This is a genomic window from Hymenobacter sp. M1-2 (assembly GCF_057808495.1).
This window is the reverse complement of record NZ_JBTYZO010000029.1, coordinates 18,516-44,904: the sequence shown is the minus strand read 5'-3', so window position 1 is coordinate 44,904 and position 26,389 is coordinate 18,516. Positions and strand designations below refer to the sequence as shown.

The window sequence follows — 26,389 nt, the reverse complement described above, 5'->3', positions numbered from 1 at the left end:
TTCACCGGTGAAGGATGATGGGAAAGGGCTTGGGAGCCACCCTTCACCGGTGAAGGATGATGGGAAAGGGCTTGGGAGCCACCCTTCACCGGTGAAGAGCCCCCGAAAAGGCCTTGGTAAGCAGGCTTCACCGGTGAAGAGGCATGAGAAAGGGCTTGGGAGCCACTTTTCCACCGGTGGAGGCTAACAAGTTGGACCTACGCACAGCGGCCTACGGGAAGCCCCGGCGGGGCGGTATATCGATAGTAAAACACTGGCAATGATACCCAAGCCCCATCGGGGCGACACCACCCGTCCGACGATGGGTGTTGCCCCGATGGGGCTTGGTTTCTCTATGCTTCTCTATGCGTCGGCTCGTTGCTACCTATATGTTGCCCCGCTGGGGCTTCCCGTAGGCCATTGTGCGAAAGGCCTGCGTAAAACGAGAAGAAAGGACGCGGGTGAAGGGAGATTTTGAGCGGCATGGCGGCGTTGGGGGAAGCTCCTGCTACATTCGCGGTATGCGCAGATTTTTCAACTACTTCCTCAACGGCTTTCTCATCGTAGCGCCTATCGGCCTTACGATATACATTCTGTACGCCGCGTTTCGTTGGCTCAATGCCCTGTTCAACATCTACGATGTGCCGGGGTTGGGGCTGCTGGTGGCTGTGCTGGCGGTTACGGTGGTAGGCTTCGTGGCCAAGTCGTTTATGGTGCGGCCCTTCCTCGTTATCGCCGAGCGGCTGCTGCACCGCACGCCGCTGGTGAGCATCATCTACTCCAGCCTCAAAGACCTGTTCGACGCCTTCGTGGGCGACAACCAGAAGTTCAATTGCCCGGTGCTGGTGCGCCTCAACGCCGAGGACCAAGTGTACAAGATGGGCTTCATGACCCAGGAAAACATGACTCCCGCCCAGCGCGACGACCTAGTAGCCGTGTACTTTCCGCACTCCTACAATTTCTCCGGCGAGCTAGTGCTGGTGCCCGCCGCCAACGTAACCCACCTGGAGCTGCCCAGCAGTGAAGTCATGAAGTTCGTCGTGTCGGGAGGCGTGTCGCGGCTGGGGTGAGGGTGAATAAGGAATGGGGGAAGGTTCCGGTCTGCTGGCTTTTTCGCCAGCTGACCGGTCGCCGTTGTTTCGTTGTTTAACCGGCTCGTTCTTATATGGAGGCAGCGTAGCCGGCAACCGGGTGGCTAGTGAAAAGTCGCATGTCCGGTTCTACTCCAAGTTTTATCGGTAGATAATCTCCTACACAGCCAAGCCCTTGACGTATGATAAGAAGCGTCAAGGGCTTACTGTTTCAACAGGATGGGTCCGCTCCGGGGCCATCCTGCCAAATAATTACTTATTCCCTGACGAAGCAACGGCGACCGGTCAGCTGGCGAAAAGCCAGCAGACCGGAGCGACAAATCACCCATTCCTCATTCTCAATTCTTCATTCACCCTCATGCCTACCCGCTTACACTACCAAACCTACGGTTCCGGGCCGCGCGTGGTGTTGGCATTTCATGGCTACGGGCAGAGCGAAGGGCACTGGCGCTCCGTTGTCTCCGTGCTCGGCAACGAGTTGACGGTGTACGCCTTCGACCTGTTTTATCACGGCCGCAGCCGATTGGGGAAGGCCGACGCCCCGCTCAGCAAGCAGCGCCTGGGCGAAATTCTGGGCGAATTCCTGCGGGAGCAAGGTATCGATAAGTTCAGCTTGCTGGCCTTCAGCATGGGCGCGAAATTCGCTCTGACGGCCGCCGAGCAGTTTCCAGAACAGGTGGAGCAGATTTGGCTGATTGCGCCCGATGGCCTGCAACGCCAATTCTGGTACGCGCTGGCTACCTACCCGCCCTGGATGCGCGGGGTACTAGGCCGGGCCGTGCTGCGCCCGCAGCGGCTGTTGCGCTTTTTGGGCACCTTGGCGCAGCGCCGGCTCGTGCCCACCAACCTCGTGCGCTTTGCGGAGTGGCAGCTCGATAGCCGCGAAAAGCGCCTGCGCGTGTACCGCAGCTGGGTGGGTTTTCGCCACCTCACCTTTGAGTTGCGCCAGCTCGCGGCCCTGCTCAACCGTCGGCCCACGCCCGTCACGTTCTACCTCGGCCGTCACGACCTGGTAATTCCGCACGCCGGCCTCCAGCGCTTCATCGATTCCCTCCGCGATGCCCGCACCGTGCTGCTGGAAGCCGGCCACGCCGGCCTGCTCTACGACGTAGCCACCCACCTCCGCCGCCATCCCGACCTGCGGCTGTAGCGCGGAAATCCGTTCCGCGACGAGCTGCCGGCGAGTTCCAACGCGGTAGGGCCGTGGCGCGAAGCTCCGGCTTCACGCCTCGTTACACGAGTACAGCCGCGCCGTAGCAACGATTTCGTTCAACCTCAGCAACGATGCGCGAAGCGGGAGCTTCGCGCTACTGCTCCGGTGGGTTAGCGCAGCTGCTCTTCCAGCAGCCGGTAACCTTCCTCATCAAATGCCACGAACACCACCTCCCGCGGCAGCTCGTGCCGGCTCAGAAACGCGCGCACTTCGCGCACGGCAATAATGGCGGCTTCGCGCTTGGGGTAGCCGTAGATGCCGGTACTGATGCCGGGGAATGCCACGCTGGACAGAGTGTTTTCTTCCGCCAGGCGCAGGCTGTTGCGGTAGCAGTTGGCCAATAGTTCTGGCTCGTCCTTGTGCCCGCCATTCCACACCGGCCCCACGGTATGAATGACATGTCGCGCCGGCAGCCGGCCCGCCGTGGTGATGACGGCCTCGCCCGTGGGTAGCCCTCCGCCGTAGTGGCCGGCGCGCAGGCGGCGGCAGGCTTCGAGGATGTCGGGGCCGCCCGCGCGGTGAATGGCCCCATCGACGCCGCCCCCGCCGAGCAGGCTGGAATTGGCGGCATTCACAATGGCATCGGTATCGATGCGGGTGATGTCGCCGCGGTAGAGCAGGATGGAGCCGAACGATTGTGCTTCGGCGCGCCAGTTGACAGCAGCGGGGGAGGAGGGAGTAGCCATAGGGAAACAAGAATTTTGGGTAGGATAGCCTACGCAGGATGGTTGGCACAGGCTACGGTTCAGGAACGGTTTTCGATGCTTCATCCTCCTCGTTAGGAACCTGAGTAACCTTCATTTCAGGTTGGGCGCGGTTGAGGATAGGTTTGGGCATCAATCACCTCTAACACCTCCTGCACATGACACTCTCCGACCGTGACCCCCAACTCTGGCGCATGGCCAAGGCCCGCGCAAAGTTCAAGTCCCACCTGCTCGTCTACATTCTGGTAAACGCGCTGCTCTGGACTATCTGGGGCCTAACCGGGCACCAAGCAAATCCGCTGCCCTGGCCGGTATGGACCACTGCTTTCTGGGGCCTCGGCGTGCTCCTGAGCGGCATTTGTGCGTACGGCGGCTTTGGCCGCGCCGCCCAAACGGAGCGCGAATACGAGAAGCTGCTGCGCCGGCAGCATGAGGGTGACTAAACGAGCCAGGCGCCTGCGCTGTGCGCTGTTGCTCAGGCCTTGTTCCGATAGGCACGACTCCGGATGCGGCTCAATGTTTCGGAGCGCATACCCAGGTACGACGCAATATGGCCCAGCGACACGTGGCGTAGCAGGTGTGGCTGGCGCTTGAGCAACTCCTCGTAGCGGGCACGGGCCGGCTGCAACTGAAAGGACACGGACCGTTCGGCCACCGCGAGCAGCACCTTTTCCGTCATGAGCCGCCCGCACCGTTCCCAGGTGGCGCTGGACTTGTACAACTCCTGCACCTGCGCGTAAGAAATGGCGTAGGCCCGCACGTCGCTGGCCGCCACAATGTTGATATGGCTCGGCTGCCGCAACAGAAAGCTGCTCACCTCGGTCATGGGGTCGCCGGCAAACGAGAACCACGTGGTTGCCTCGCCATTGGGCGTGTGGGCAAAGTGCCGTCCAATGCCTTCGAGCAGAATGTAGAAATGGTCGCAACACTCGCCAGCAGCGCAAATAAGCTGGTTTTTGGGGAAGAAGCACTCTGCTACCCGCCCGAGTAGCGTCTCGTATTCTTCGGGGGTAGGCTGCACGTATTCTGATACGAATTGCAGCAGCAACGGAGGAAGCGTGCTTGGAAAGTGAGTGGACGAGGCAGACACGGTGGAATACACAGGGAAGAGCGAATAACGAATATAGCCAGAGGCAGGGAAAGCCGCCAACGGCAGTGCCGGCCCGGCACTGCCAGGGCTGTTATTGCCGTTACCAGCCAGCGGCTTTTGACTTTTGTCATGAAAACAGTCGAACCGCAACTCTACGGGTGAATCTTCGTGATAGAGCTTACCCTCACGCAAGCCCCGCCCTATGTTCACTGTTAAACGCGCCCGGAACTTATGCAATGTACGGTACGCCCTGTCGCTCACGCTGCTGTGCCTGCTCACTGCTTGTCTTCCGTACGTGGAAGACCCCGGCGAGCCCGGCGACCCGCCCGCCCCTACGAATACGCAGTTTGCCAACCCTTTGATAATGGCCGGGGCCGACCCCTTCGTCTTCCAAAAAGACGGCTATTACTACTACACGCAGTCAACGCAGCCCCCCAGCGCCCGCACCATCACCATTCGTAAAACGGCCAGGATGTCGGAGCTGGGCACGGCGCCTAGCGTCACGGTGTGGACCGCGCCGGCTACGGGTCCCAATTCGCAGAACGTGTGGGCGCCGGAGCTGTATTTCCTGGATGGCAAATGGTATCTGTACTACGCGGCCGGCAGCGGCACGGGCGGCATCGACCTGGGCAGCCAACGCACCTTCGTACTTGAAAACGCCAGTCCCGACCCCACCACGGGTACCTGGGTAGAAAAAGGCCGGCTGTTCATCCCGAACGCTGATTTTTATGCCATTGATGGCACGGTGCTGGAGCATCCCAACGGCAAACGCTACTTCCTGTGGGCCGGCCAGGATAGTACCACCTTTCTTAGCACGCAGCTCTACATAGCCGAAATGCAGAATCCGTGGACGCTGACCGGCCCACGGGTGCAGCTTTCCCGGCCGGAGCTTGCATGGGAGAAGATAGGGGCACCACTACCCATTATCAATGAAGGGCCGGAAGTGCTACTGCACGGCAACCAGATTTTTGTGGTGTACTCGGCCAGCGGCTGTTGGACCGACGATTACGCCCTGGGGCTGCTGTCGGCGGCGGCCACGGCCAACCCAATGGATGCCACGGCCTGGACCAAGTCCCGCACGCCAGTCTTCACCCGCAACGATGCCAACCGAGCTTATGGCCCCGGCCACAATGGCTTCTTTAAGTCGCGCAACGGGGCCGAAGACTGGCTTATCTACCACGCTAATTCCCGGCCGGGCCAAGGCTGCGACGACTCGCGCAACATTCGGATGCAGCCGTTCACGTGGAATCCTGATGGTACGCCTAATTTCGGTACGCCCGTGCCCATCAATACGCTGCTACCCAATCCGGCCGGGGAATAGGGTTCAGTTGGCGCAACTTTCAACGTCGCGGTCGGGTTCTAGGCGGTATGACCCTTCGCCGACTGCTCCCGTTTTTGTTGCTGGCTCCACTGGCCCTGGCTTCTTCCGCGCCGGGCCGCCCCGCCGTTGCTCCCGATGCCAACCTGAGCAAGATCAAGCTCCCCGCGGGCTTCACCATTGATTATTTCGCGCAGAACGTGAAAAGCGCCCGGGCCCTGGCCGTAGGGCCCGATGGCACCGTGTACGTGGGCACCCGCGACGACAAAGTGTACGCCCTGCCCGACCGTAACAAAGACGGCCGCGCCGATGAAGTCGTGACCATTGCTTCGGGTCTGAATGCTCCCAACGGCGTGGCCGTGCGCAACGGCGCGCTCTACGTAGCCGAAATCAACCGTATTCTGCGCTATGACAACATTGCGGCCCGGCTCAAGCAGAAGCCTAAGCCAGTTATCGTCTACAGCAAGCTTCCCGACAACGATTGGCATGGCTACCGCTACATCGCCTTCGGGCCCGATGGCAAGCTGTATGTGCCGGTAGGTGCGCCTTGTAACTCCTGCTTGCCCGAAAAGCCTGTTTTCGGCACCATCAATCGCCTCAATCCCGACGGTACGGGCTTCGAAGTGTTTGCCCAGGGCGTGCGCAACACCGTTGGTTTCGACTGGAGCCCGCAAGACAAGGCGCTCTGGTTCACCGATAACGGCCGCGACATGCTCGGCGACAACCTGCCCGCCGATGAGCTGAACCGTGCCACCAAGTCCGGCCAGCACTTTGGCTTTCCTTATTTTTTCGCCGGCGACGTGCCCGACCCGCAACTCAGCGCAGGCCGCTCCGCCGATACTTACGTGAAGCCGGCCCGCAAGCTGGGTGCTCACGTGGCGGCGCTAGGCATGAAATTCTACACTGGCAAGCAGTTTCCGGCGCAGTACCGCAATCAGGTTTTTATTCCGGAACACGGTTCCTGGAACCGGAGCAACAAAATCGGCTATCGTATCTCATTGGTGCGCCTCGATGCCAGCGGCAAGCAAGCCACCAGCTACGAAACCTTTGCCGAGGGTTGGCTGCAAGGCCAGACTCCCTGGGGCCGCCCCGTGTGCCTGCTCGTACTGCCCGATGGCTCCATGCTCGTCTCCGACGACCAAAACGACGCCGTATACCGCATCAGCTATAAAAGGTAGACCGGGGACATGAGACAGGGAGACATGGGAAATGAGACAGCTAAACAGGCGCCAGGACTACACTAGGCACACGCAAACACGTGGAAACTTGCGCCGGTGCTTCAGTGAGATTCGCTTCGCCTGTCTCATGTCTACTACTTACACTTATCTTGCCCCCATGAAAAAGCTGCGCCTACCAAAGCGGGTTGTTGGACGCCGGGAGCTGGTGGACTTTCCGCAGTTTCACCTCTGGGGGGTGGAAGCGAAGGTCGATACCGGAGCCTACACGAGTGCCATTCATTGCTCTAATATTCACGTCGAAACTGGGCCGGACGGACGGCAGATTTTGCGCGTACAGTTGCTTGATCCTTCGCACCCTAACTTCGATGGAAGCCCAATGGCATTCCCTGAATTTAGTTTGCGCGATATTAAAAGCTCCAATGGCGAAGTGCAGGAGCGTTACGTTATCCGGGCAGCATTGCGGATATTTGGCCAAGATTTCGATACCGAGTTCTCCTTATCCGACCGTTCTGACATGAAATATCCGGTGCTGCTCGGGCGCTTGCTGTTGCGCCACGGCCGTTTTGTGGTTGATGTGGCCCGGCGTAACGTATCGTATAAAACTCAAGTAGCCGCAAAACCTTTGCGGCATTAGCGCACTTTGCGTAATTCCTTTCTCCGAGGCTTCCGCTCTCATTCACTTCTCTGTCCCTGCCGATGAAACTGGCAATTCTATCGCGCGAGCCGAAGCTGTATTCCACCACGCGCCTCGTGGAAGCCGCCGCGTTGCGCGGCCACCAGGCCGTCGTGATTGACCATTTGCACTGCAACCTAGTGCTCGAAAAAGGCAAGCCAGGCATTATCTACGAAGGTCAGAAGCTGGAAGGCTTCGACGCCATCGTGCCTCGCATCGGTGCCTCTGTTACGTTTTACGGCTGCGCCGTGGTGCGGCAGTTTGAGATGATGAAGGTGCGCACCGCCGTCGAAAGCCAAGCTATTGTGCGCAGCCGCGACAAGCTCCGCTCCATGCAAATCCTGGCCCGTGCCGGGGTGGGCATGCCCAAAACCGCCTTCACCAACTACTCCAACGAAGTACCCGAGATGATAGACCAAGTGGGCGGCGCCCCGGTCATCATCAAGCTGCTCGAAGGCACGCAGGGCCTGGGCGTGGTGCTGGCCGAATCCGCCAAGGCGGCGCAGTCCGTGATTGAAGCCTTTCACAACCTCAAGGCGCGCATCATCGTGCAGGAGTTCATTGCCGAAAGCAAAGGCGCCGACCTGCGAGCTTTCGTGGTGAACGGCGAAGTGGTGGGCGCCATGAAGCGCCAGGGCAAGGAAGGCGAGTTTCGCTCCAACCTGCACCGTGGCGGCACCGGCAAGCTGGTGAAGCTCACGCGTGCCGAAAAAGCCGCCGCTTTGCTCGCCGCTAAAGCCTTAGGCTTGGGCATTGCGGGCGTCGACATGCTGCAAAGCAAGCGCGGTCCGCTGGTGCTAGAAGTAAATTCTTCGCCCGGCCTCGAAGGCATCGAAAAAGCCACCGGCCTCGACATTGCCGGCAAGATCATCGAGTACACGGCCGAAATAGCGCAACGGAAGAAACCCAAGGCCAAACCCATAGCCAAGGTTCCCGAACCACTACCCGACAACCAATCGGACACCCCGCAGTAGACTGCCGCCGCAACCTCTCAAGTGGGCCAATAGCTAATTTGCTTGCGGTGAGGCCGCACTTTTACTGTTCTTCAGTCTCGTACTTGCTGAAATGCCAGTCGTTGGAATACAAGGCGATGAGTCGGCCATCCTGCATAATCACGCTACAGCCGTGGCTCGCCCAGGTCGGCTCGAAGTCAATAGAGCCATAACGATGCTTGGCCTTGGGTTCTTCGGGAATACTGAGCCGGACTAGGTTGCTCTGGGCGTAGGCATCCTCGGCCGTGTAAATGCCGAACTCGCGCTGATTGACTTCCAGATAGGTTTCGTTTTCCGAGGGCGTGGGGCCGTAATCGATGGCCTCGAAGTCCTGGAGGCAGTCCTGCCACAGAAGCTGCCTGATGGTGGATAGGTCGGCCGGCACCAGGGCCAGGAAGTCATTGAGTACGGCCACCATTCGGTCGGTAATGACCCGGCCCGAATCAATATCCGGCAGAAACCGCACTTCGACGGTTCTCTCGAACATGCCGGAGTACACGTCGAGCGTGGCCATATCGAGGTCGTCCCATTGACAGGCTTGCAGAACTTCTTCTTTGGTCATGGCGTCAACTAGCGCAGTAATGTAAACACAGTTAAAACTAAGCAACTCTTCACAAGCATATCTTCTACTAAGCAGTTGCCTAGTAAATTTTCGGCTTTTCTTCAATCTGTTGTTATCCTATTCATCCATCTATCTGTTTTGCTAACAGCTAGCTATACAAGCAGGCCTTCTTGGCGTAATCCGAAACGGGGTGCAATTCCGTTAATTTTCTACATCCCCTGCGGTTATAGGCAACCATAAGGCGGTTGGCGCCGAGTCTATAGGTTTGTAGAGCAGATAGAAGGGGAAAGACTTTTCACAGCGTTCCAACACCACGTAGCTGGGAGTTCTAACTTCTGATTACGTCATGCTTTCGTAGCGGTGGAGGGATGCTGTATTCCTGCACAAAGTGCGAAACTGACGTTTCGTGCCGTAACTTGTTATTGCTTTGGTTCTCACTCCTGCCCCGTCCGACATAAGCCTCAATGGTCTCACCATCAAGCCAGGGGAGCGAGTCCTGACGCGGCTGGTGGTGTCGCGGCTGCCCTCCGGCACCGTTATCGACATTCCGGTGCACGTGTTTCGCTCCACGGTGCCCGGCCCCACGGTGCTGCTGATGGCGGGCATGCACGGCGACGAAGTGAACGGCATTGAAACCATCCGGCGCATGATTCGGCGGGAACTGCTCTACCCGTTGCGGGGCACTATCATCGCCATTCCCATTCTCAACATCTACGGCTTCCTGAATTTCTCGCGCGATGTGCCCGACGGCAAGGACGTCAACCGTTCTTTTCCCGGCAACCCGCGCGGCTCGTTGGCCAGCCGCGTGGCGCACCGCTTCATGCGTGAAATCATGCCGCTCATCGACTACGGCATCGACTTTCATACCGGCGGCGCGGCACGCTCCAACATGCCTCAGATTCGCTGCCTGCTCCACGAAGACCCCGAAACCGACGCGCTAGCCGCCGCTTTTGCCGCACCTTTTACACTGCATTCCGCCTTGCGAGCGGGCTCGTTGCGTGAGATAGCCATGCAGGAAGGACGGCGCATTATCGTGTACGAAACCGGCGAGTCGCTTCGGCTCGATGAGCCTGGCATCGACTTGGCCATTGCGGGCACGTACCGCGTACTGCACCACCTGGGTTTGGTAGCTGAAGCCTCGCGGCCGGAGCAGCCGAGTATCGTGTGTATGCGCCATACGTGGCTGCGGGCGAAGTTCGCGGGGCTGTTTCGCAGCCACGTCCGCAACGGCGACTATATCGAGAAGGGCCAGATCTACGGTTCCGTGGCCGATCCGTACGGCGAAAGAGCCGTGCGGCTGGAGTCGCCGGTGGCGGGTTACATTATTGGGCTCAACCACATGCCCGTCGTCAACCAAGGCGACGCGCTGGTTCACGTCGGCCGCACCGATGCCGCCCCTAGCCGCGTAGACCTCGCCCCGCCCTTCGAGGAAAAACCCATGAAGCCCCTGGAAACCGACCACGAAGACCCAGACGTGGACGAAACGGAAGCTTCGTAAGTAGCTGTTCGGCGCATTGTCGGCCGCTTGATGATCCATCGGTAGCCCAGAGCGTAAACTTTGGGCTACCGATGGATCATCGTTTATGCACACCAATATACTCGACAGACCTTCGTTTCTTTGAGCGCCGGATACCTATGGGGTCCGGCGTATGTGTCTCATCTTGTTTTTCCGAATGAAAAATTCTCTTCAACTGGCTATCAACGCCATTCTTCTTATTGCCGTGGCGGTGCTGTTCTACCTGCACTTTGCCAGCAAACCCGCTACTGCTCCCGTCAAGAAGGCCCCGGTAGCCGTACAAACAACCGATTCCACCGAAACCGCAACGGAAGCCGCCGCTGCCGAAAGTGACGATACCAACGTGTTGGCCGCTGCGGCCGATACCAACAAAGTCGCCTACATCGAGTCGGGCAAGCTGCTCGATGGGTACAAGGGCATGCAGGATGCTCGGAAGGCCTTCGAAGTCAAAGCCAAACGCTGGGAAGCACAGAACAAAACCATGGTGGAGAGCTTCCAGACGGCCGTGCAGCAATACCAGAAGCAGGGCGAAAGCATGACGGCTGAGCAGCGCGCCGCTACCGAGCAGAAGCTTGGCGCTCAGCAGCAGCAAGTAGCCATGAGCCAGCAGAAATTGCAGCAGCAGGCCCAGGAAGAAGAGGCGAAGATGACGCAGACCGTGCTCGAACGCCTCAACAAGCAGGTCGAGAAGTATGGCAAGGCCAACGGCTACCGCCTCATCCTAATTGCGGCGCCCAGCGGGACCATTGCTTACGGCCGCAAAGACATGGATATCACGCCCCAGGTGCTCAAGTATTTGAACAAGGAATACGCCAGCAAGAAGTAACTTTCATTGTTTGCTGATAAACGGCCCGCCTTTTGCGCATAAAAGGCGGGCCGTTCTATGTACCAGCCAACCATTTCAGTCTTGCAGGTATCGTTGGTGTGCTAGCACTACCTGCGGTCTGCTGTTGGGCTTCCGTCGAATACAAAACGAAAACAAACTTCCTATTTAACAAACGTTTATGCACTTGCTATTTCGCTCGCTCCTGGCTTCGGGAGCCGTGCTAACGGCCGCCGCTGCTCATGCGCAGCAGGCGCCCAGCAAAATCACTATTAGCGGGTACGTGCGCGACGGCGCCACCGGCGAGAACCTGATTGGCGTGGCCGTCGTGAACCCGGCCAGCGGCCAGGGCACGGCCACCAATACCTACGGCTTCTACTCGCTCACGCTGCCCGTTGCTGCCGATTCGGTGCAACTGCTGGTAAGCTACTTAGGCTACGAGCGCAGCCGCTGGGCCACCCCGGCTACCGCCAGCGCCACGCATACTTTTCGGCTGCGGGCCGTGAGCAGCGAGCTAGGCGAGGTAAAAGTAATTGGCTCCCAAGCCACGGAGGAGCGGATTGAGCGCACCACGCGCATGAGCACCATCAATGTGCCCATTGCCCAAATCAAGAGCCTGCCCAAGCTCTTCGGCGAAACCGACGTGCTGAAAGTGCTGCAACTGCTGCCCGGCGTGCAAAGCGGCGGCGAAGGCCAAACCGGCCTCTACGTGCGCGGCGGTTCCCCCGACCAAAACCTGATCCTGCTCGATGGGACGCCGGTCTATAACGCCTCCCACCTGTTCGGCTTCTTCTCGGTGTTCAATGCCGATGCCCTCAACAATGTGGAGTTGATTAAGGGCGGCTTCCCGGCGCGCTACGGCGGCCGGCTTTCTTCGGTGCTGGATATTTCGATGAAGGAAGGCAACATGCAGAAGTTTCACGGCGAAGGAGCCGTGGGCATCGTGGCCTCCAAAATCACGCTCGAAGGCCCCATCAAAAAAGATACTGCCTCATTCATCATCTCGGCCCGGCGCACTTACCTCGATATTTTGGCCCAGCCGTTTATCAAGGCGCAACTGTCGGCGGAAGGGAGCAAGGGGTCGGTGGGCTACTTTTTCCACGACCTGAACGCCAAGTTAAATTGGAAACTCAATAGCCGCGACCGACTTTACCTGAGCGCCTACACCGGCTACGATAAGTTCTATGCCCGCATCCGGGACTCAGAAAAAGGGGGCGACGACTATAGCAACAGCAAGGCCAGCCTGGGCTGGGGCAACCTGACGTCGGCGTTGCGCTGGAACCGCATCGTGAACAACCAGCTGTTCATGAACACCCATCTCACCTACAGCAAATATCAGTTCAACGTCGGGCAGGAGGAAGAGGAGCGCTACTCCGACCAGGGCGAGACGCGCACCGACAAATACTCGTTGCGCTACTTCTCCAACATCCGCGACTTCAGCCTCAAAACCGATTTCGACTACGTGCCCTCGCCCGACCACTACATTCGGTTTGGCGGGCAGTACATTCTGCACTCGTTCCGGCCGGGAGCGTTGCAGGAGAAAAACAACTTCACCGATCAGGACAACGAGCGGAGTTCGGGCGTGCAGACTCTGGCCAGCGAAGCCGCCCTTTACATCGAAGACGACTACCGCCTCACGGACCGGCTGAAAGTAAATGGGGGCCTGCGCCTGAACAGTTTCTTGGTGAAGGGCACGTTTTACCCCTCGGTGGAGCCGCGCGTGGCAGCCCGCTTCTTACTCACGGAAGACTGGGCTCTGAAAGCATCCTACGCGCGCACCACGCAGTACATTCACCTGCTTACCAACAGCGGCATTGGCCTGCCCACCGATTTGTGGGTGCCGGCCACGCCCCGCATCAAGCCGCAACGGGCCCAGCAGGTGAGCCTGGGTGCGGCTCGCACCGTGCGGTTCAAAGATGAAGACTACGAGCTGAGCTTCGAGACCTACTACAAGCCCATGCGCAACTTGGTGGAGTACCGCGAAGGCGCCAGTTTCCTGGGTACCGTTGATAGTGAATGGGAAAGCAAAGTGACCAGCGGCAAGGGTTGGGCTTACGGTGGGGAGATGTTCTTGCAGAAGAAAACGGGCCGTACCACGGGTTGGATCGGCTACACGCTGGCTTGGAGCAAGCGCCGGTTCCCCGACCTTAACCAAGGCCGCATCTTTCCCTACAAGTACGACCGGCGCCACGACATCTCCGTGGTAGCTATCCACAAGTTCAGCCCCACGCTCACGCTCTCCGGCACCTGGGTGTATGGCACCGGCAACGCGACTACGCTCTCGCAAGGACGGTTTTTGCTGGGCCCATACCAGGAGTTCGAGGATTATGGCGAGCGTAATTCTTACCGCATGCGCTCCTACCACCGCTTCGACCTGGACCTAAGCAAAACCAAGAAAAAGAAGTGGGGCGAAATCATCAACAGCTTTAGCATCTACAACGTCTATAGCCGCCGCAACCCCTACTACCTGTATTTCCAACGCGGCTACAGCAACAACGGCGTGGTGGAGCAGAAACCTAGCTACCGGCAGGTGTCGCTCTTTCCCATTATTCCCTCGTTCAGCAAAGCATTCCGGTTCTAACTGCTGCATGCCGTGCCTAATATGGATTTCTCTGTTTTCTGATGATAAGCCTTCTTTCTGGACTTGATATGAAAAAAATACTCGCGCTATTTTCCTTCGCTACGCTGGCCTTAGGCGGTTGCGAAACCATTGTGGAAGTAGACACGCCGCCGCACACGCCCCGCCTCGCGCTGACGTACACGCTTAGCAACCAACCTGCCACAGCCGACTACCGAGACTATTTCCAGGTGCGGAACTTGTTTGTGAGCAGCAGCCAGAGCGTGCTAAACACCAATAGATTAGTGGGCCGCGGCGATGCCACCGTGCAATTATTGGATGAGAGTGGCCAGGTAGTGGAGCAATTCCGCCCCCGAGGCCGCTATTACGGGTTCGACGGGCAGGATAGCATCTATGACCGCTACGTGCCTACTCGTAACCTAGTAGGGGAGCCCGGCCGCCGATATACGTTGCGGGCCTCGGCTCCTGGCCTTGAGACGGTAGAATCCACTCTCCAATTGCCTTCGTTGCCCGTTATCGAGTCGGCGGCGTACGTGGCGAGAACGGGGCAGTCGGGCAACTTCAATGAGAATGCGGGCCGCCTCACGCTGGCCGTGGCCGACAATGCCGCTACCACCGATTACTACCTGGCCTATGGGCGGGTACTAGACCGCAATGGCCGCTACTGGGGCACGGTGCGGCGCGATTATAATTCCGGCACCGTCGATGGGCCCGACATTAATCTGAACCAATTTCAGCTTTCCGACCCTTTTGACGCCGGCCTCTATGGGCAGTATCCTATCAGCGATGCCGGCAGCAACGGCCAGCGGCTTAGTTTCAGCGCCGATGTTTTTCTGCAATTCCAGGGCTCCTTCGACCCGCGAAATCCCGTCAGACCCGAGCCCGCCTATTTGGAGGTCATCGTCAGCAGCATCACTCCCGACACGTACCGTTTCTACCAGTCGTTGCGCCGCTACTACGACACCGACGGCAATCCATTCGCGGAGCCCGCGCCGTTGGTTTCCAACTTGCGCGGCGGCTACGGCCTGTTTGGCGGCGCCACCGACGTAACGTACCGTATTCCGCTGTAGGAGACTGAATACGGCACTCCCGTGCTTAAAACCTCGGTCGAAATTTTCCTTCGGCCGAGGTTCTTTTATTGGTATACAGACGTGCAGCAGAGAAACATTGGAGTAGGTGACGATTAAACCTGCGGCTTCTGCTGGCGTCTATAAAAAGCTAATCGGCTCATTACCGCCGGTAGCTATTCGTATGAAAAAGCTTTTGAAACTTCCGCTCCTTTTTGCTCTGCTTCTCGCCGGCACTTTGCTGACTGGTTGTGCTGCTTCTACGCAGGCAGTTGTCAGCACCGGCTCCGCCCGGCCCTATTACGACGCATACTACGGCCCGGTGTATCGACCTTATTACCGCCCATACTACCGTCCGTCTCGGGTTATTGTGCGGCCGGCTCCCGTCATTGTGCGCCCCCGCCCACTCATTGTGCAGCCGGGGCCACGCTACTACCGGCCCCATGCCGTGCCTTATCGGGGTGGCCGCCGTTGGCAGTAGGTTCCTCGACCACAAAGAAGCCCGTTCTGCTAGCAGAACGGGCTTCTTTGTGGTCGAGGAGAGCTGTTAGCCCGCCTCGTAAAATCCTCGTTTGGGCTTAGAAAGTAAAGCGTAGGCTGACAGCGGCATCGTTGTAGAAGCCGGTGTAGCCATCAAATACTTCAAAGAAAGGCTTGTAATCGACGCCAACCACGAAAGGCAGGTCCTGCATCTTGTATTCGAGGCCTAGAACCAGGTCGGCTCCAACTACCACGTAGTTTTTGTCATCGTCGTAATAGACGTTGTAGTAGCCTTTGTACTTACCGTTTCTGTAGAAGCGCTCCACGTAGTAGTAGCGGCCTTTGTAAGAGCCAATGTGGGCACCCGCACCGTAGTAAAATTGCAAGCCTTTGATGTCGGAAACCTGGTGGTGCTTTTCCAGCAGCACCGTGAGGCGGGCACCACGAGCTTTGTACTCGGTAGTGAGCAAAGCTTCCAGCGCCACGTTGTTTTTGCCGCTGATGAAATGTTTGAACGTAAGGCCCGAGGAATAACCTCCCCCGCGCAGTCCTAATCCGTTTTTGTAGCCACTACCGCCCCCGCCACCTTTTTTATTTTGGGCCGAAGCCAGGCTGAGGGCCCCCGAGAGCAACAACAGGAGCAGGCTGAAAAACAAACGCTTCATGTGCGAAAGAAAGAATGGGAAAAGTTGATGTTCCGGCGAAAGTACAACTTATTTCCTCAAGCACATGCGTAAATCTAGGCTATTGCTAGCTGAGCTATTTCATCGGAGAGGTGCACCTGAATGCCGGTGTCTTCATTCTCGGCGGCACGGAGCATAGCTTGGGCCACCGTAAGGGCTGGTATGGGCCGGTACTTACGCAGGGCTCCCACTAGCACGGGGCGTAGCATTCGGAGCCCTACTTCGCCTGCCCGTTCCCCCATGCGAGGCTCATTCCGCTCCCCGAGCAGCAGCGACGGACGAAACAGGTGAATGGCGCGGAACGGCGTTTGGCGTACAGCTTCTTCCATTTCACCCTTCACGCGGTTGTAGTAAACCCACGAACCGGCGTCGGCACCCATGGCGGATACCAGTAACAGCTGGACGGCAAAGTTGCCGGCAGTAAGGGCCGCCAGCTTCACCACATAGAGATAGTCGACTTTGTAAAAAGCCTCTCTGGAGCCTGCCTGCCGCATTGTGGTGCCCAAACAGCAGTACACATCATCGGCAATAAGAGCCATGCGGTGCTCCTCCAAATGGTCGAAGTCGAGGGTGCGCTGCTCCAGTTTTGGGTGCACTATCGGCACGGGCCGCCGCCCCACGGCTATCACTTTGGCGTAGCGGCCAGACGCGAGCAGCAGCGGCAGTAGGTGGCTGCCAACCAGGCCGCTGGCACCAGCAATAAGGGCAGTTTTCTGCATGAGGAAGAGCGAAAGAAGCGAAGGTGAAGTGGGGCAGAAGGGTGAAGCAGCAACTAATCGGAGCCGCGCGTAGCAGTCGGCAGCGACAATGGTATTGTGCGTGGTGCTACGGCAAAAGCAGCCAGCTGGCTAGCCGCGCACGAGAAAGATGCTGTTTCCGCTTCGCCCGTTGCTTGTCCTCAACTTTCTAAAATGCAGCCGCTGCTTTTCGATTGCAGGAAAAAGAAAAACGAAGAATAGTTACAAAATGATAGTATGCTACAACTCAGTGCTATGCTTTGATCTTATCTTCTACCAAGAGCCGCCTATCGGCAGACGAGCAGCCACAAAAAAGCCAGCTGAAGCGCGGGCTCCAACTGGCTTTCCTGTTGATACGCGCTATCGAAACGCGTCGGCAGAGCTATTCGCCCGCCACTAATTGAGTCTGCTCTGGAAACAGCTGCACCTGGCCGCGCTTGTAGAGCGTGCCCAGCGCTTTCTTGAATACTTTCTTACTCATGCCCAAGCGACGGTAAATATCGTCGGGCTCGCTCTTGTCGCCGAGCGGAATGGTCCCGTTGGGAGCTTTGCGCAGGGTTTCGAGGAGCGTATCAGCGGCGGCTAGCGCTTCGTCGTAGCCCAGGCGTTGGAGGCTCAAGTCGAGCTTGCCATCGGGCCGAATTTGGCGCACGTAGCCAGTGTGCACATCGCCGAGGCGCAGGGGCTTGAACACTTCGTTATGATAGAGCAGGCCTTGGTGGGTGCCATTCACAATGACCTTGTAGCCAAGGTCCGTTTCGTCGGCCACGAATAGCTCGGCAGCATCGCCGGGCTGGCCCGGAAAGGGCGCATCGCTCAGAAACCACTCCCACTTAGCCGAAGCCACAATCCGGTCCGAAGCTTCGTCGAGGTACACGAATACGGTTTCACGCTGACCGGGACGCAAGTTGCGGCGCTGGTTGCTGTAGGGGAGGAACAGGTCTTTTTCTAGGCCCCATTCCAAAAATGCACCCGTTGGCGTCACGTCGCGCACCGTAAGCGCCGCAAACTGCCCGACGCGAGCCAACGGGTCCAGCGTGGTGGCAATAAGCCGGTCTTCGGAGTCGCGGTATACGAACACGCGCAGCACGTCCCCGATTTGGGTGCCCGGTGGCACGTACTTGCTTGGCAGCAGCAGGTCGCCATCGTCGGAAGTTAGGTAGAGCCCAAAGTCGACGGCGCGGGCCACTTCCAGATCATTGTAATCACCGAGGTTCATGTTCGTCAATTGAGAATTAAGGAGGTAATTAGCAGTGCGATAGTAAGCTGTTGATATAAGATGCTTTACTATTCATCCAATATCTAACTACTTATCACCTACTACTTGAAAATGGCATTCACGGCGTGTGGGGAGTCTTTTTACGCGAAAAAGACGGCTGCCGCCATCTAGCCGATTCGCGCGTTTGGGCAAAGGTCCGCAGAACTTGCGCCCGGATGGCTTTTTAGATTTTCTTTCTCAAGCTTTCCTGGCTTTCCTACTCGTAGCGCGCAATGCTTGGCTGGCCGAAGCTGAAGTCGCTGAAGTCGTAGTAGGAGCGGGAGCTTTCGTAGATGCGGTAGCCATTGGGAGTGGCTAAGCCGCGCGGGTAGAAACCGAACAAAATCTGGAAGGTGCGGAGCGGCAGGTACTCGTTGCGGAAGCGCAACCCTACGCCAAATCCAGTGTAAGGCTTGTCCTTGAAAGGCAAGGCGCGGTTGGGCGTGGAGCCGTTCAGCCAGGCTGCGTCGGCGAAAAGCACGCCCGCCAGCCGGAAGCCTAGAAACGACACGGGCGTGTACACCGTCGTTTCGTAGTTGAGCACCACACGGCTCGTACCCCGCAGGTTAGTGGCCGGCTCGAAGCCGCGTAGGCCCCGGTCTCCCTCAATGGCCAGCAACTCCTCGCCCAGGCGGCGGTTGAAGCCGATGGCGTTGCGGTTCCAGAGAAAGTGCCGCCACTGATAGTTGCCCGTATGATAGAGGCGCGTGAAATACAGCACTTCCGTGCTCGCCAGCCCTTGCTGCCAGTGTTTGTCGGACTGGCGCACGAACGAGCCAAACTCGCCGCTCAGGTACAAATAGCCGCGCCGCGGACTATAGGTGGCCGTCGAGACTCGGGCTCCATAGTAATGGCGGTTGCTCTGGTCATTGACTTCGTAGCCCACCGTGGCGCTGAGCTGCGTACCCGTCGGAATGTCCTCGGTTCGGCCAAAGCCGAACAGGTATTTGTCTTTGTAGTAGCGGCGCAGGCTGTAGCCTACCGTCCCGAGCATGGTGCTAGAGCTGAAGTACTGCTCGTTGGGGCGGGCCGAATAGTTGGTGCGCAGCATGCGAGCCGCCAAAATTAACCGCGCAGGGTTGTCGTGGCCCAGGTCGTAGGAGGGTAGGGGCAGGGCACGTCCTAGCCAGACATCCTGCGTGCTGTAGCGCCGCGGCAAGTAGATGGGCGGCTTACCTTCGGCGGCAGTATCGGCGTAATAAAGCCCCTGATCATAGAAATTCAACGACAAAGAGCCCGCGTATTTGGTGTTGATGGAGTAGAAGCCGCGGCTGAACGTAATGCCGCCGTACCGGTTCTGATACTCGTTGTGGTAGCGCGCTTCGCCATTGATGAAACTACGGAAAGGCACGAGGTAGCTGCCCTCGTAACTCCAAGGCTGCGGCGAATTTGCGCCATACTCATACGAGTTGCGAAACTGATGGCCCTGCCCCAGAAAATTAAGGTCGCGCAATCCAATGATGCCGGCCCCCACATCGCGCAATTGAAACGAACCACTAAGACTGAATACATCTTTCGTCACGATTTCAATGTCCACGCTGTCGGCGGTGCTGGTGCGCTCATTCACGAACACGCGGGCATCTAGGATCTCCTGGGTCTGGCGCAGCAAACGTTCCGATTCGGCCAGCTCCTGCGGCTCCAGTTCCTCGCCCACCCGAAACATGAGCAACTGCCGCACCCGCGCCCGGGAAGTCTTAACGTGCAGAGCATTGCCGGTTTTCTCTAAGATATTGCGCGGGGTCCGTGTCGAGTCGCTGATGCTGTAGCCGAAAGACGTGAGCGTACGGATATTGATGCGCCGCACGATTTTATAGTTGTGCCGGTCGTATTGCCGGTCGAGCAGGGCGGCATCGAGGCCCGCTTGGTCTTCGCGGCGCGTCGTGAAATTAAACAAAGCCGCCGCCGCCTTTCCCGCAATGGTTTTGCGCCGGGTGTAGTTTTTCAAACCCATCAGCAACCGCTCTTCATTGAAACGGCGGCGCAAGGAATCGGGGCCAGTGGAGCTGGTGTTTCGGGCGGTATCGGGTGGTGTTATGGCCGTCGACTGGCCTGCGACCGGGCCAACTGCGCTCAGCCAGCCCAGCCATATCACCCAGAAAATACGCCCCCAGTTCTTCATGTATAAAATAAGCACGACCCAGCCACCTTCCTGCAAGATACGGCGGTCTACACGGATTTCGATGTTAGATTTTGAGTGCGAAACGCCGCTGGCATACGGATGGGTTCAGCTCCCTGCAACTTGCCAAAGCGGCCCGGTTTTCCACTTGCATTCTGGACTTCGAGCCCAGCTTACACGGATAAGGTGCGCCACTCGCTTCGAGAAGTAAAGCCATTAGCTAAAACTCCTGTTACTGCGCCGGTAAATACTGCCGATGGCTGGAACATTTCCAAAAAAATTAGCCTTACATATATTGCGTAAGTGCGCGCAAGCTTCTACTTTTAAGCCCAGATACCGCCCCGATGAACGAACAGCGCATCCAGGAAAAGCTAAGCATTTTGGCAGACGCCGCGAAGTACGATGTGTCGTGCTCTAGCAGCGGCGGCAAGCGTAAGAATGAGAATCGTGGTCTGGGCAACGCCGAAGGCATGGGCATCTGCCACAGCTACACCGAAGATGGTCGTTGCGTGAGTTTGCTCAAGATTTTGCTCACCAATCACTGCATTTTTGATTGCGCCTACTGCGTATCGCGCCGCTCCAACGACGTTAAGCGCGCCGCCTTTACGGTAGAGGAAGTTGTGGACCTAACCATGAACTTCTACCGCCGCAACTACATCGAAGGCCTGTTTTTGAGCAGCGGCATTTTTTCCTCGCCCGATTACACGATGGAGCGCCTCGTGCGCATCATCAAGAAGCTGCGTGCGGAGCACAATTTCAACGGCTACATCCACGTGAAGGCCATTCCTGGCGCTTCGGAAGAGCTAATTCAGGAAGCGGGCCTGTACGCCGACCGTCTGAGCGTGAACATCGAGCTGCCGTCGGAAATGAGTTTGACGAACTTGGCGCCGGAGAAAAACTACGAGGAGATTCTGACGCCGATGGCTCAGATTCGGGACGGAATTCAGCTGAACAAAGAAGAAAAGGCGCTTTTCAAGAAGGTGCCGCAGTTCGCCAGCGCCGGCCAGAGCACGCAACTCATCGTGGGGGCTTCTGAGGAAAACGATCTGCAAATCATCAACCTCAGCGATTCGCTTTACAAAGGCTACGGCCTGAAGCGGGTGTACTACTCCGGCTACATTCCCATCACCGACGACGCCCGCCTGCCACAGGTGACGCAACCCCCGCTCATCCGGGAGCACCGTCTCTACCAAACCGACTGGCTGATGCGCTTCTACGGCTTTCAGGCCGATGAAATTCTGGACCCTGCGCACCCCTTCCTCGACCTGGAAGTGGACCCCAAGCTAGCCTGGGCGCTGCGCAACCGGCACGTGTTTCCCGTAGATATCAATACCGCTGATTACGAGATGATTCTGCGTATTCCTGGTGTGGGTGCCCGTTCTGCCAAGCGCATTGTGGCCGCCCGTCGCTTCACGCCCATCACCTTAGACCATTTGCATAAGTTCGGGGTGGTGCTGAAGCGGGCCAAGTTCTTCCTCACCTGCCGCGGCCAAGCCCTTTCAACACGCGACTACGACGAGCAAACCATCCGCCGACAAATTCTATTCGGGGCCGGTTCTGTCCGCTCGGCCCTCGTTACGCAGCAACTCGACCTTTTCGCCCAAGCCAGTTGATGGTGTGATGTGCTGATAAAATAGTGTCAGCTTACACGAATCAAGCTCATCGTTTATTCGTCAACTGCAATGAAGAGCCTTCCGCCTGAATAACACTAGCACATAAGCACATCAACCAATCAGCACATCAATCCCATGACCATCTCACATCGCGCTACCGACGCGCCGGCCACCATCCTCGAAGCTCCCAAACCCGTGAAAGTGGCGCGCATGGCCTGCTGCTGCAAGCTTTCGGACCTGCTGCCAATGGTGCAGCAAATGCACCGCGAAGCCGCCCGCAGCAACGCCCAACGCTCAGAAGCCGCCTAATACCCTGGCGGCAGTCTTGAGCCGACGCAGTCGGCGCGACTGCCAGCCTCGAAAGCCGGGTCAGTCTTCAGACTGACAACCCATAAGAAGGCTACACCGTCTTTCCCACTTTCGCAAGTCTGAAGACTTGCCGGGCTTCGTGGCGGCCAGTCACGCCGACTGCGCCGGCTGAAGACTGCCCCCAGGCAGACTGCCTAGCCACAAAGCCGAGCAGGTTTTCAGACTTGCAGAAGTGGGGCGTTTGTATAGTGTCAGCCTGGAAACTGATTTAACCTCGTAGTTGGCTGTTATGCCGACTTCGTTGGTGTAAGACAGCTGCCAGCGGCATAAGCTTAACCACAACCTTCGGGCTCCCGGCTGGGTAGGGAGTTCATGGCTTTCGACATTGAACATCACTACATCCAGACGAATGGTATCACGCTGCACGTGGTGCAGTGTGGCCCGGCCCAGGGTCCTTTGGTAGTGCTACTGCACGGCTTTCCCGAGTTCTGGTATGGTTGGCGCCACCAGATTGAGATTCTCGCCGCCGCTGGCTACCGCGTGTGGGCACCTGACCAACGCGGCTACAACCTCAGCGACAAACCTCAGCGCGTAGCCGACTACCGCATCGAGCAGTTGGGAGCCGATATTATTGGTCTGCTAGATGCGGCGGGCCAGTCTACGGCCGCCATTGTTGGGCACGATTGGGGCGCGGCCGTGACGTGGTGGTTGGCGGCGCACCACCCGGAACGGCTGCGGCGGGTTGCTATTCTCAATGTGCCTCATCCGGCGGTGCTGGGGCGAGCGTTGCGCCAGGCGCCGCGCCAACTGCTGAAAAGTTGGTACATCTTTTTCTTTCAGCTGCCCTGGCTGCCCGAGAAGCTGTTTCGGCGGCACCATTACCGGTTTGGGCGCGGGTCGTTGCGCGGGACCAGTCGGCCAGGCACGTTTTCTTCCGATGACTTGCGCCGATACATCGAGACCTGGGCGCAGCCGGGCGCTTTGACGGCCATGATCAACTGGTACCGCGCTGCGTTTCGGAAGGCCCGGCGCGTGGGACGCATTGCAATACCTGTGCGAATACTGTGGGGGCGGCAAGATGCTTTCCTGGAACCCGAACTCGCCCAGCTTAGCCTCACCATGTGTGAGCAAGGCGAGTTGACGTATTTCGACCAAGCCACGCACTGGCTGCACCAAGAAGAGCCGGCCGCCGTGAATAAGTTGCTGCTGGAGTTTCTGGCGCGGCCGTAAAGACATCTCGGCATCTTGCGTAGCATCCTTTGCTATAGCTGAAACGTTAATTTGTACGCAATGAGTGGTGCTCTTAGACCTTATAACAGCAGGAAAACAGCCGCGGCAACTGACTCGGAAAAACCGCGCGTTGTAGCTCCGCAGTTCACCAATCCGCCGCTGGACTATGCATACGACGGCTCTTTTGAAGGGCTGTTGACAGTGCTGTTTCAGATCTACGACCGCAAAGCGGCGCCCAACAGCATACAGCCACTGACCACGGTGCAAGGCGGTCTGTTCGCACAACCCGTAGAAATTGACACCAACGAGACCACCGCAGCCCGCGTGTGGGACGGATTGTTGCGTTACATGGACAAGGAGGCCCGTACTCGCCTGTTCCATACTTTCCTTAGCGAGCAGCCCGACCGGGAGTTACTCATCCTCCGCTACGCCGACCTCGCCATGCGCGCTGGGCGCGACATCTCCGAAAATTACGCCGACGACAATGTGCGGCGCGTAGCCCGCCTGGCGCAACAGATGTACCGCGAAAAGCACCGCATGGAGGCCTTTGTGCGTTTTGAGAAAACCACCGACGGTCTATTCCACGCGACCATCGACCCAGATTTTGACGTGTTGCCCCTCATTGCGCCGCACTTCACTAAGCGCTACGCCGACCAGCGCTGGCTCATCTTCGATAAGCGCCGCCGCTACGGCCTCTACTACGACCTCACCCGCACCGACGTGGTACAGTTCGAGGCGCAGGCTCCGCAGCGCAGCTCCGCCGTTTCGGCCACGGTGCTCGACGAGCGGGAACCGCTGTATAAACTGCTCTGGCAGTCCTATTTCGACCACGTTAATATTCCAGAGCGCAAGAATATGAAGCTTCATCGCCGCCATATTCCCTTGCGCTACTGGCGCTACCTCAGCGAGAAGCAGCCGCGAGAGCAGCGTTTTGAGCCGATTAAAAACAAGCGGCCCATTCAGTAGTCTGCCCACGGGTGAGGCGAAAAGGCTAATTTGCGGCGTCAATAGAACGTAGTGGACTGGTGCGCTGCCCTTCTAGGAAGTGCACTTTTGGCTAAGTTTATCGAATTTCGAAACTAGCGTATTTCATGGGTAGCATACTCGTTTTTGGAGCCTCTGGGCAGTTAGGGCAGTGCTTGCAGCACGTGGCAAAGGAGCGTAACACCGCCGACCTCGTGTTTTTACCGGAAGCGGAGGCTAACATTCTCGATGTCGAAACGCTGCAAGACGTTTTTGCGCGCTACCAGCCAACTCACTGCATCAACTGCGCCGCCTACACGGCCGTGGACAAGGCCGAGGATGAAGTGGAAATAGCCCGCCGCGTGAACAAAGACGGCGCCGCTAATCTGGCCCGCTTATGCGGCGAATACGGCACCACGCTCATCCACATTTCCACCGATTTTGTCTTTGCCGGCACCGGCAACCAGCCGCTGCAAGAAACCGACGAAGCGGCACCAATCAGCGTGTATGGCCTCACCAAGTTAGAGGGCGAACAAGTCATTCCGGCGCACACGAACCGCTTTTTCATTCTCCGCACCAGTTGGCTATACTCCGAATACGCTGGCAACTTCGTGAAAACTATGCTGAAGTTGGGCCGGGAGCGGGACGAGCTGCGGGTCATCTGGGACCAAGTTGGCACGCCTACGTACGCCATTGACTTGGCCGGTTGCATCCTCACCATCATCGAAAGCCAGAACCAGCAGTTCGGCATCTACCACTACAGCAATGAAGGCGTCACGTCCTGGTACGACTTCGCCAAGGCTATTTTCGAGCTGAGTGACACGCCGGTCCGCACAATTCCTATCCGCACCGCCGAATACCCTACGAAAGCCACCCGTCCCGCTTATTCCGTGATGGACAAGACCAAAGCTAAAACGCAGCTACAGCTGACTATTCCGCACTGGCGCGACAGTTTGAAAGAATGCTTGAGCCGCCTGTAGTTAGGACTACATTATTCAAGGCAAAAAGGCCGCGCCAGGTAACCGGCGCGGCCTTTTTGATAAATCAGCACAAGACAAGCTCAGCCTGAACTGCTAGCCTATGCACTGCCGCTTGTACACGCCGGGGGTTACACCTTCGTATTGCTTGAATAGTTTCTGGAAGTAAGCCGTATTGTTGAAACCAGCCCGAAAGCATACGTCGGCCACCGTCACCAGCGGGTTGCGTAGGAGGCGTTTGGCTTCGGCCAGCCGCTCCTTAATAATGAACTCCACGGGCGTAAGGCCTAATTCGCGCTTGAACACCCGGAAGAAAGTGGCTTTGCTCATGCAAGCCAACTCACTAAGCTTCGAGATGGTAATCTGCTCCGTTAGGTGCTGCTTGATGTACTGCACCACGGCTGCGAAACGGTGGGTGGTGGCGTGCTTCTGGTAGTTGTTGAAAAGTAATTGCTGAGCCTGAGTTTGCATGAGGCGCACCAGCATTTCCTGGATGGTGAATGTGGCCAGCACATCCTTAACGCGGCCCGTGTCGCGGGAGAGCTGCACGAGGCGTTCCAGGGTGCTGGTGAGTTCGGGCGTGTTTTGGAAGTGCGCGAAGTTGGTGGTATCAAGCTGCCAGGGCAGGTGTTCTTCGGCGCGGGGCTGCTCTTCGTTGAGCAGGTCCACCGTTTGACGGATGGTGTCGGTGGGAATGGCCACGGCCAGGCACTGGGTGGGGTTTTCCGCGTCAGCTTCTGGGAAGTCGATGACCATCGTTTCTTGCTCGCCCACTACCACCGACTCGCCCGGCAGGTAGTCGAAGGCGGGGCGGCCGGCCAGGTGCATCACCTTCTTGCCCCGCAGCATGGTAGTCAGCACTACGTGGCCCATGCTCAGCGGCACCTGGTGCGCCGTACGGTGGGTTTCGAACACGTTCAGCTCAAAAGCTTCCATCGAATACACCGTACGGTTTTCAACCAGCGTGGCGAGCTGCTCGGGCTGGCGCAGGGCAATAGGGGCGGGCAGGTGAGACATGGGCAGGATGAAATGACGGAAACTTCTTCGTAACAGATGATAGGCGGAATTGTCAGCGTAACGCTGCACGGGTAGTTTTAGCCTGTCACGTCCAACATACTAGCTTGGTGAGTGAGTGGTCACAACTTGCGACTATCCGCCGCTAATCTGAGAGGATATTACAACTATTTCGGCAGAGATAGAAGCTAGCTTGGAGTATTCCAAACCAACCTCATTCTCACC

The 26,389-nt window shown here is 57.9% G+C and carries 25 protein-coding genes; 17 read left to right on the top strand and 8 right to left on the bottom strand.

What is annotated here, in order from left to right:
• Nucleotides 1–500: 500 nt before the first annotated feature.
• On the top strand, nt 501–1,049 hold the full coding sequence (locus ACYSMN_RS22320; RefSeq protein WP_488926140.1) for a DUF502 domain-containing protein: 549 nt from the start codon (nt 501–503) through the stop codon (nt 1,047–1,049).
• A gap of 379 nt (nt 1,050–1,428) precedes the next feature.
• Nucleotides 1,429–2,220, top strand: a complete 792-nt coding sequence (locus ACYSMN_RS22315; protein ID WP_488926139.1) for an alpha/beta fold hydrolase — start codon at nt 1,429–1,431, stop codon at nt 2,218–2,220.
• 173 nt (nt 2,221–2,393) lie between these two features.
• On the opposite strand, the gene ACYSMN_RS22310 is transcribed toward ACYSMN_RS22315, so the two are convergent.
• Nucleotides 2,394–2,969 (bottom strand): O-acetyl-ADP-ribose deacetylase, encoded by a 576-nt coding sequence (locus ACYSMN_RS22310; protein ID WP_488926138.1) that lies wholly within the window; start codon nt 2,967–2,969, stop codon nt 2,394–2,396.
• A gap of 176 nt (nt 2,970–3,145) precedes the next feature.
• On the opposite strand from ACYSMN_RS22310, the gene ACYSMN_RS22305 reads away from it, so the two are divergent.
• Nucleotides 3,146–3,430, top strand: coding sequence for a 2TM domain-containing protein (locus ACYSMN_RS22305; protein WP_488926137.1), 285 nt, complete (start codon nt 3,146–3,148; stop codon nt 3,428–3,430).
• A 32-nt stretch (nt 3,431–3,462) separates the two neighbouring features.
• On the opposite strand, the gene ACYSMN_RS22300 is transcribed toward ACYSMN_RS22305, so the two are convergent.
• Entirely contained in the window at nt 3,463–4,077 is a 615-nt protein-coding gene (locus ACYSMN_RS22300) for a Crp/Fnr family transcriptional regulator (RefSeq protein ID WP_488926136.1), read from the bottom strand.
• Nucleotides 4,078–4,279: 202 nt separating this feature from the next.
• Between ACYSMN_RS22300 and ACYSMN_RS22295 the strand changes: the two genes are divergently transcribed.
• From ACYSMN_RS22295 to rimK, 4 genes are all read left to right on the top strand, one after another.
• Nucleotides 4,280–5,398, top strand: a complete 1,119-nt coding sequence (locus ACYSMN_RS22295; protein WP_488926135.1) for a glycoside hydrolase family 43 protein — start codon at nt 4,280–4,282, stop codon at nt 5,396–5,398.
• A 47-nt stretch (nt 5,399–5,445) separates the two neighbouring features.
• Entirely contained in the window at nt 5,446–6,573 is a 1,128-nt protein-coding gene (locus ACYSMN_RS22290; protein WP_488926134.1) for a PQQ-dependent sugar dehydrogenase, read from the top strand.
• A 157-nt stretch (nt 6,574–6,730) separates the two neighbouring features.
• The gene (locus ACYSMN_RS22285; protein WP_488926133.1) at nt 6,731–7,207 is read left to right on the top strand and encodes an ATP-dependent zinc protease family protein; all 477 of its coding nucleotides are present in this window, start codon (nt 6,731–6,733) and stop codon (nt 7,205–7,207) included.
• Between the two features lie 62 nt (nt 7,208–7,269).
• The gene (rimK, locus tag ACYSMN_RS22280; RefSeq protein ID WP_488926132.1) at nt 7,270–8,220 is read left to right on the top strand and encodes a 30S ribosomal protein S6--L-glutamate ligase; all 951 of its coding nucleotides are present in this window, start codon (nt 7,270–7,272) and stop codon (nt 8,218–8,220) included.
• Nucleotides 8,221–8,281: 61 nt separating this feature from the next.
• Here the strand turns inward: rimK and ACYSMN_RS22275 are convergent, their stop codons facing one another.
• Entirely contained in the window at nt 8,282–8,800 is a 519-nt protein-coding gene (locus ACYSMN_RS22275) for a DUF6985 domain-containing protein (protein WP_488926131.1), read from the bottom strand.
• A gap of 427 nt (nt 8,801–9,227) precedes the next feature.
• On the opposite strand from ACYSMN_RS22275, the gene ACYSMN_RS22270 reads away from it, so the two are divergent.
• The 5 genes from ACYSMN_RS22270 to ACYSMN_RS22250 all read left to right on the top strand — a co-directional run bounded on the left by ACYSMN_RS22270 (nt 9,228) and on the right by ACYSMN_RS22250 (nt 15,265).
• Entirely contained in the window at nt 9,228–10,298 is a 1,071-nt protein-coding gene (locus ACYSMN_RS22270; protein ID WP_488926130.1) for a succinylglutamate desuccinylase/aspartoacylase family protein, read from the top strand.
• A gap of 175 nt (nt 10,299–10,473) precedes the next feature.
• Nucleotides 10,474–11,142 (top strand): OmpH/Skp family outer membrane protein, encoded by a 669-nt coding sequence (locus ACYSMN_RS22265; RefSeq protein WP_488926129.1) that lies wholly within the window; start codon nt 10,474–10,476, stop codon nt 11,140–11,142.
• A 178-nt stretch (nt 11,143–11,320) separates the two neighbouring features.
• Nucleotides 11,321–13,720, top strand: coding sequence for a TonB-dependent receptor (locus tag ACYSMN_RS22260; protein WP_488926128.1), 2,400 nt, complete (start codon nt 11,321–11,323; stop codon nt 13,718–13,720).
• A 68-nt stretch (nt 13,721–13,788) separates the two neighbouring features.
• On the top strand, nt 13,789–14,787 hold the full coding sequence (locus tag ACYSMN_RS22255; protein WP_488926127.1) for a DUF4249 domain-containing protein: 999 nt from the start codon (nt 13,789–13,791) through the stop codon (nt 14,785–14,787).
• Nucleotides 14,788–14,968: 181 nt separating this feature from the next.
• Nucleotides 14,969–15,265, top strand: a complete 297-nt coding sequence (locus ACYSMN_RS22250) for a hypothetical protein (RefSeq protein WP_488926126.1) — start codon at nt 14,969–14,971, stop codon at nt 15,263–15,265.
• Between the two features lie 97 nt (nt 15,266–15,362).
• On the opposite strand, the gene ACYSMN_RS22245 is transcribed toward ACYSMN_RS22250, so the two are convergent.
• The 4 genes from ACYSMN_RS22245 to ACYSMN_RS22230 all read right to left on the bottom strand — a co-directional run bounded on the left by ACYSMN_RS22245 (nt 15,363) and on the right by ACYSMN_RS22230 (nt 20,061).
• Complete coding sequence (locus ACYSMN_RS22245) at nt 15,363–15,929, bottom strand: hypothetical protein (RefSeq protein WP_488926125.1); 567 nt, start codon at nt 15,927–15,929, stop codon at nt 15,363–15,365.
• Between the two features lie 74 nt (nt 15,930–16,003).
• A complete protein-coding gene (locus ACYSMN_RS22240) occupies nt 16,004–16,666 on the bottom strand; it encodes an NAD-dependent epimerase/dehydratase family protein (protein ID WP_488926124.1) in 663 nt (220 codons plus the stop codon).
• 400 nt (nt 16,667–17,066) lie between these two features.
• A complete protein-coding gene (locus ACYSMN_RS22235; protein ID WP_488926123.1) occupies nt 17,067–17,903 on the bottom strand; it encodes a CvfB family protein in 837 nt (278 codons plus the stop codon).
• Nucleotides 17,904–18,159: 256 nt separating this feature from the next.
• Nucleotides 18,160–20,061 (bottom strand): BamA/TamA family outer membrane protein, encoded by a 1,902-nt coding sequence (locus ACYSMN_RS22230; protein WP_488926122.1) that lies wholly within the window; start codon nt 20,059–20,061, stop codon nt 18,160–18,162.
• A 341-nt stretch (nt 20,062–20,402) separates the two neighbouring features.
• Between ACYSMN_RS22230 and ACYSMN_RS22225 the strand changes: the two genes are divergently transcribed.
• The 5 genes from ACYSMN_RS22225 (at nt 20,403) to rfbD (ending at nt 25,153) form a co-directional block, all read left to right on the top strand.
• A complete protein-coding gene (locus ACYSMN_RS22225; protein ID WP_488926121.1) occupies nt 20,403–21,671 on the top strand; it encodes a putative DNA modification/repair radical SAM protein in 1,269 nt (422 codons plus the stop codon).
• Between the two features lie 135 nt (nt 21,672–21,806).
• On the top strand, nt 21,807–21,980 hold the full coding sequence (locus ACYSMN_RS22220; protein WP_488926120.1) for a hypothetical protein: 174 nt from the start codon (nt 21,807–21,809) through the stop codon (nt 21,978–21,980).
• A gap of 372 nt (nt 21,981–22,352) precedes the next feature.
• On the top strand, nt 22,353–23,210 hold the full coding sequence (locus tag ACYSMN_RS22215) for an alpha/beta fold hydrolase (RefSeq protein WP_488926119.1): 858 nt from the start codon (nt 22,353–22,355) through the stop codon (nt 23,208–23,210).
• Nucleotides 23,211–23,270: 60 nt separating this feature from the next.
• Nucleotides 23,271–24,176: a TIGR03915 family putative DNA repair protein gene (locus tag ACYSMN_RS22210; protein WP_488926118.1), complete on the top strand. Its 906-nt coding sequence runs from the start codon at nt 23,271–23,273 to the stop codon at nt 24,174–24,176.
• Between the two features lie 125 nt (nt 24,177–24,301).
• Entirely contained in the window at nt 24,302–25,153 is an 852-nt protein-coding gene (gene rfbD, locus ACYSMN_RS22205; protein WP_488926117.1) for a dTDP-4-dehydrorhamnose reductase, read from the top strand.
• Between the two features lie 93 nt (nt 25,154–25,246).
• Here the strand turns inward: rfbD and ACYSMN_RS22200 are convergent, their stop codons facing one another.
• Entirely contained in the window at nt 25,247–26,167 is a 921-nt protein-coding gene (locus ACYSMN_RS22200; RefSeq protein WP_488926116.1) for an AraC family transcriptional regulator, read from the bottom strand.
• Between the last annotated feature and the right edge of the window lie 222 nt (nt 26,168–26,389).

Coding starts and splice junctions, on each gene's coding strand:
- ACYSMN_RS22320 (WP_488926140.1), top strand. CDS start 501: ATGCGCAGATTTTTCAACTACTTCCTCAACGGCTTTCTCATCGTAGCG.
- ACYSMN_RS22315 (WP_488926139.1), top strand. CDS start 1,429: ATGCCTACCCGCTTACACTACCAAACCTACGGTTCCGGGCCGCGCGTG.
- ACYSMN_RS22310 (WP_488926138.1), bottom strand. CDS start 2,969: ATGGCTACTCCCTCCTCCCCCGCTGCTGTCAACTGGCGCGCCGAAGCA.
- ACYSMN_RS22305 (WP_488926137.1), top strand. CDS start 3,146: ATGACACTCTCCGACCGTGACCCCCAACTCTGGCGCATGGCCAAGGCC.
- ACYSMN_RS22295 (WP_488926135.1), top strand. CDS start 4,280: ATGTTCACTGTTAAACGCGCCCGGAACTTATGCAATGTACGGTACGCC.
- ACYSMN_RS22290 (WP_488926134.1), top strand. CDS start 5,446: ATGACCCTTCGCCGACTGCTCCCGTTTTTGTTGCTGGCTCCACTGGCC.
- ACYSMN_RS22285 (WP_488926133.1), top strand. CDS start 6,731: ATGAAAAAGCTGCGCCTACCAAAGCGGGTTGTTGGACGCCGGGAGCTG.
- rimK (WP_488926132.1), top strand. CDS start 7,270: ATGAAACTGGCAATTCTATCGCGCGAGCCGAAGCTGTATTCCACCACG.
- ACYSMN_RS22275 (WP_488926131.1), bottom strand. CDS start 8,800: ATGACCAAAGAAGAAGTTCTGCAAGCCTGTCAATGGGACGACCTCGAT.
- ACYSMN_RS22265 (WP_488926129.1), top strand. CDS start 10,474: ATGAAAAATTCTCTTCAACTGGCTATCAACGCCATTCTTCTTATTGCC.
- ACYSMN_RS22260 (WP_488926128.1), top strand. CDS start 11,321: ATGCACTTGCTATTTCGCTCGCTCCTGGCTTCGGGAGCCGTGCTAACG.
- ACYSMN_RS22255 (WP_488926127.1), top strand. CDS start 13,789: ATGAAAAAAATACTCGCGCTATTTTCCTTCGCTACGCTGGCCTTAGGC.
- ACYSMN_RS22250 (WP_488926126.1), top strand. CDS start 14,969: ATGAAAAAGCTTTTGAAACTTCCGCTCCTTTTTGCTCTGCTTCTCGCC.
- ACYSMN_RS22245 (WP_488926125.1), bottom strand. CDS start 15,929: ATGAAGCGTTTGTTTTTCAGCCTGCTCCTGTTGTTGCTCTCGGGGGCC.
- ACYSMN_RS22240 (WP_488926124.1), bottom strand. CDS start 16,666: ATGCAGAAAACTGCCCTTATTGCTGGTGCCAGCGGCCTGGTTGGCAGC.
- ACYSMN_RS22235 (WP_488926123.1), bottom strand. CDS start 17,903: ATGAACCTCGGTGATTACAATGATCTGGAAGTGGCCCGCGCCGTCGAC.
- ACYSMN_RS22230 (WP_488926122.1), bottom strand. CDS start 20,061: ATGAAGAACTGGGGGCGTATTTTCTGGGTGATATGGCTGGGCTGGCTG.
- ACYSMN_RS22225 (WP_488926121.1), top strand. CDS start 20,403: ATGAACGAACAGCGCATCCAGGAAAAGCTAAGCATTTTGGCAGACGCC.
- ACYSMN_RS22220 (WP_488926120.1), top strand. CDS start 21,807: ATGACCATCTCACATCGCGCTACCGACGCGCCGGCCACCATCCTCGAA.
- ACYSMN_RS22215 (WP_488926119.1), top strand. CDS start 22,353: ATGGCTTTCGACATTGAACATCACTACATCCAGACGAATGGTATCACG.
- ACYSMN_RS22210 (WP_488926118.1), top strand. CDS start 23,271: ATGAGTGGTGCTCTTAGACCTTATAACAGCAGGAAAACAGCCGCGGCA.
- rfbD (WP_488926117.1), top strand. CDS start 24,302: ATGGGTAGCATACTCGTTTTTGGAGCCTCTGGGCAGTTAGGGCAGTGC.
- ACYSMN_RS22200 (WP_488926116.1), bottom strand. CDS start 26,167: ATGTCTCACCTGCCCGCCCCTATTGCCCTGCGCCAGCCCGAGCAGCTC.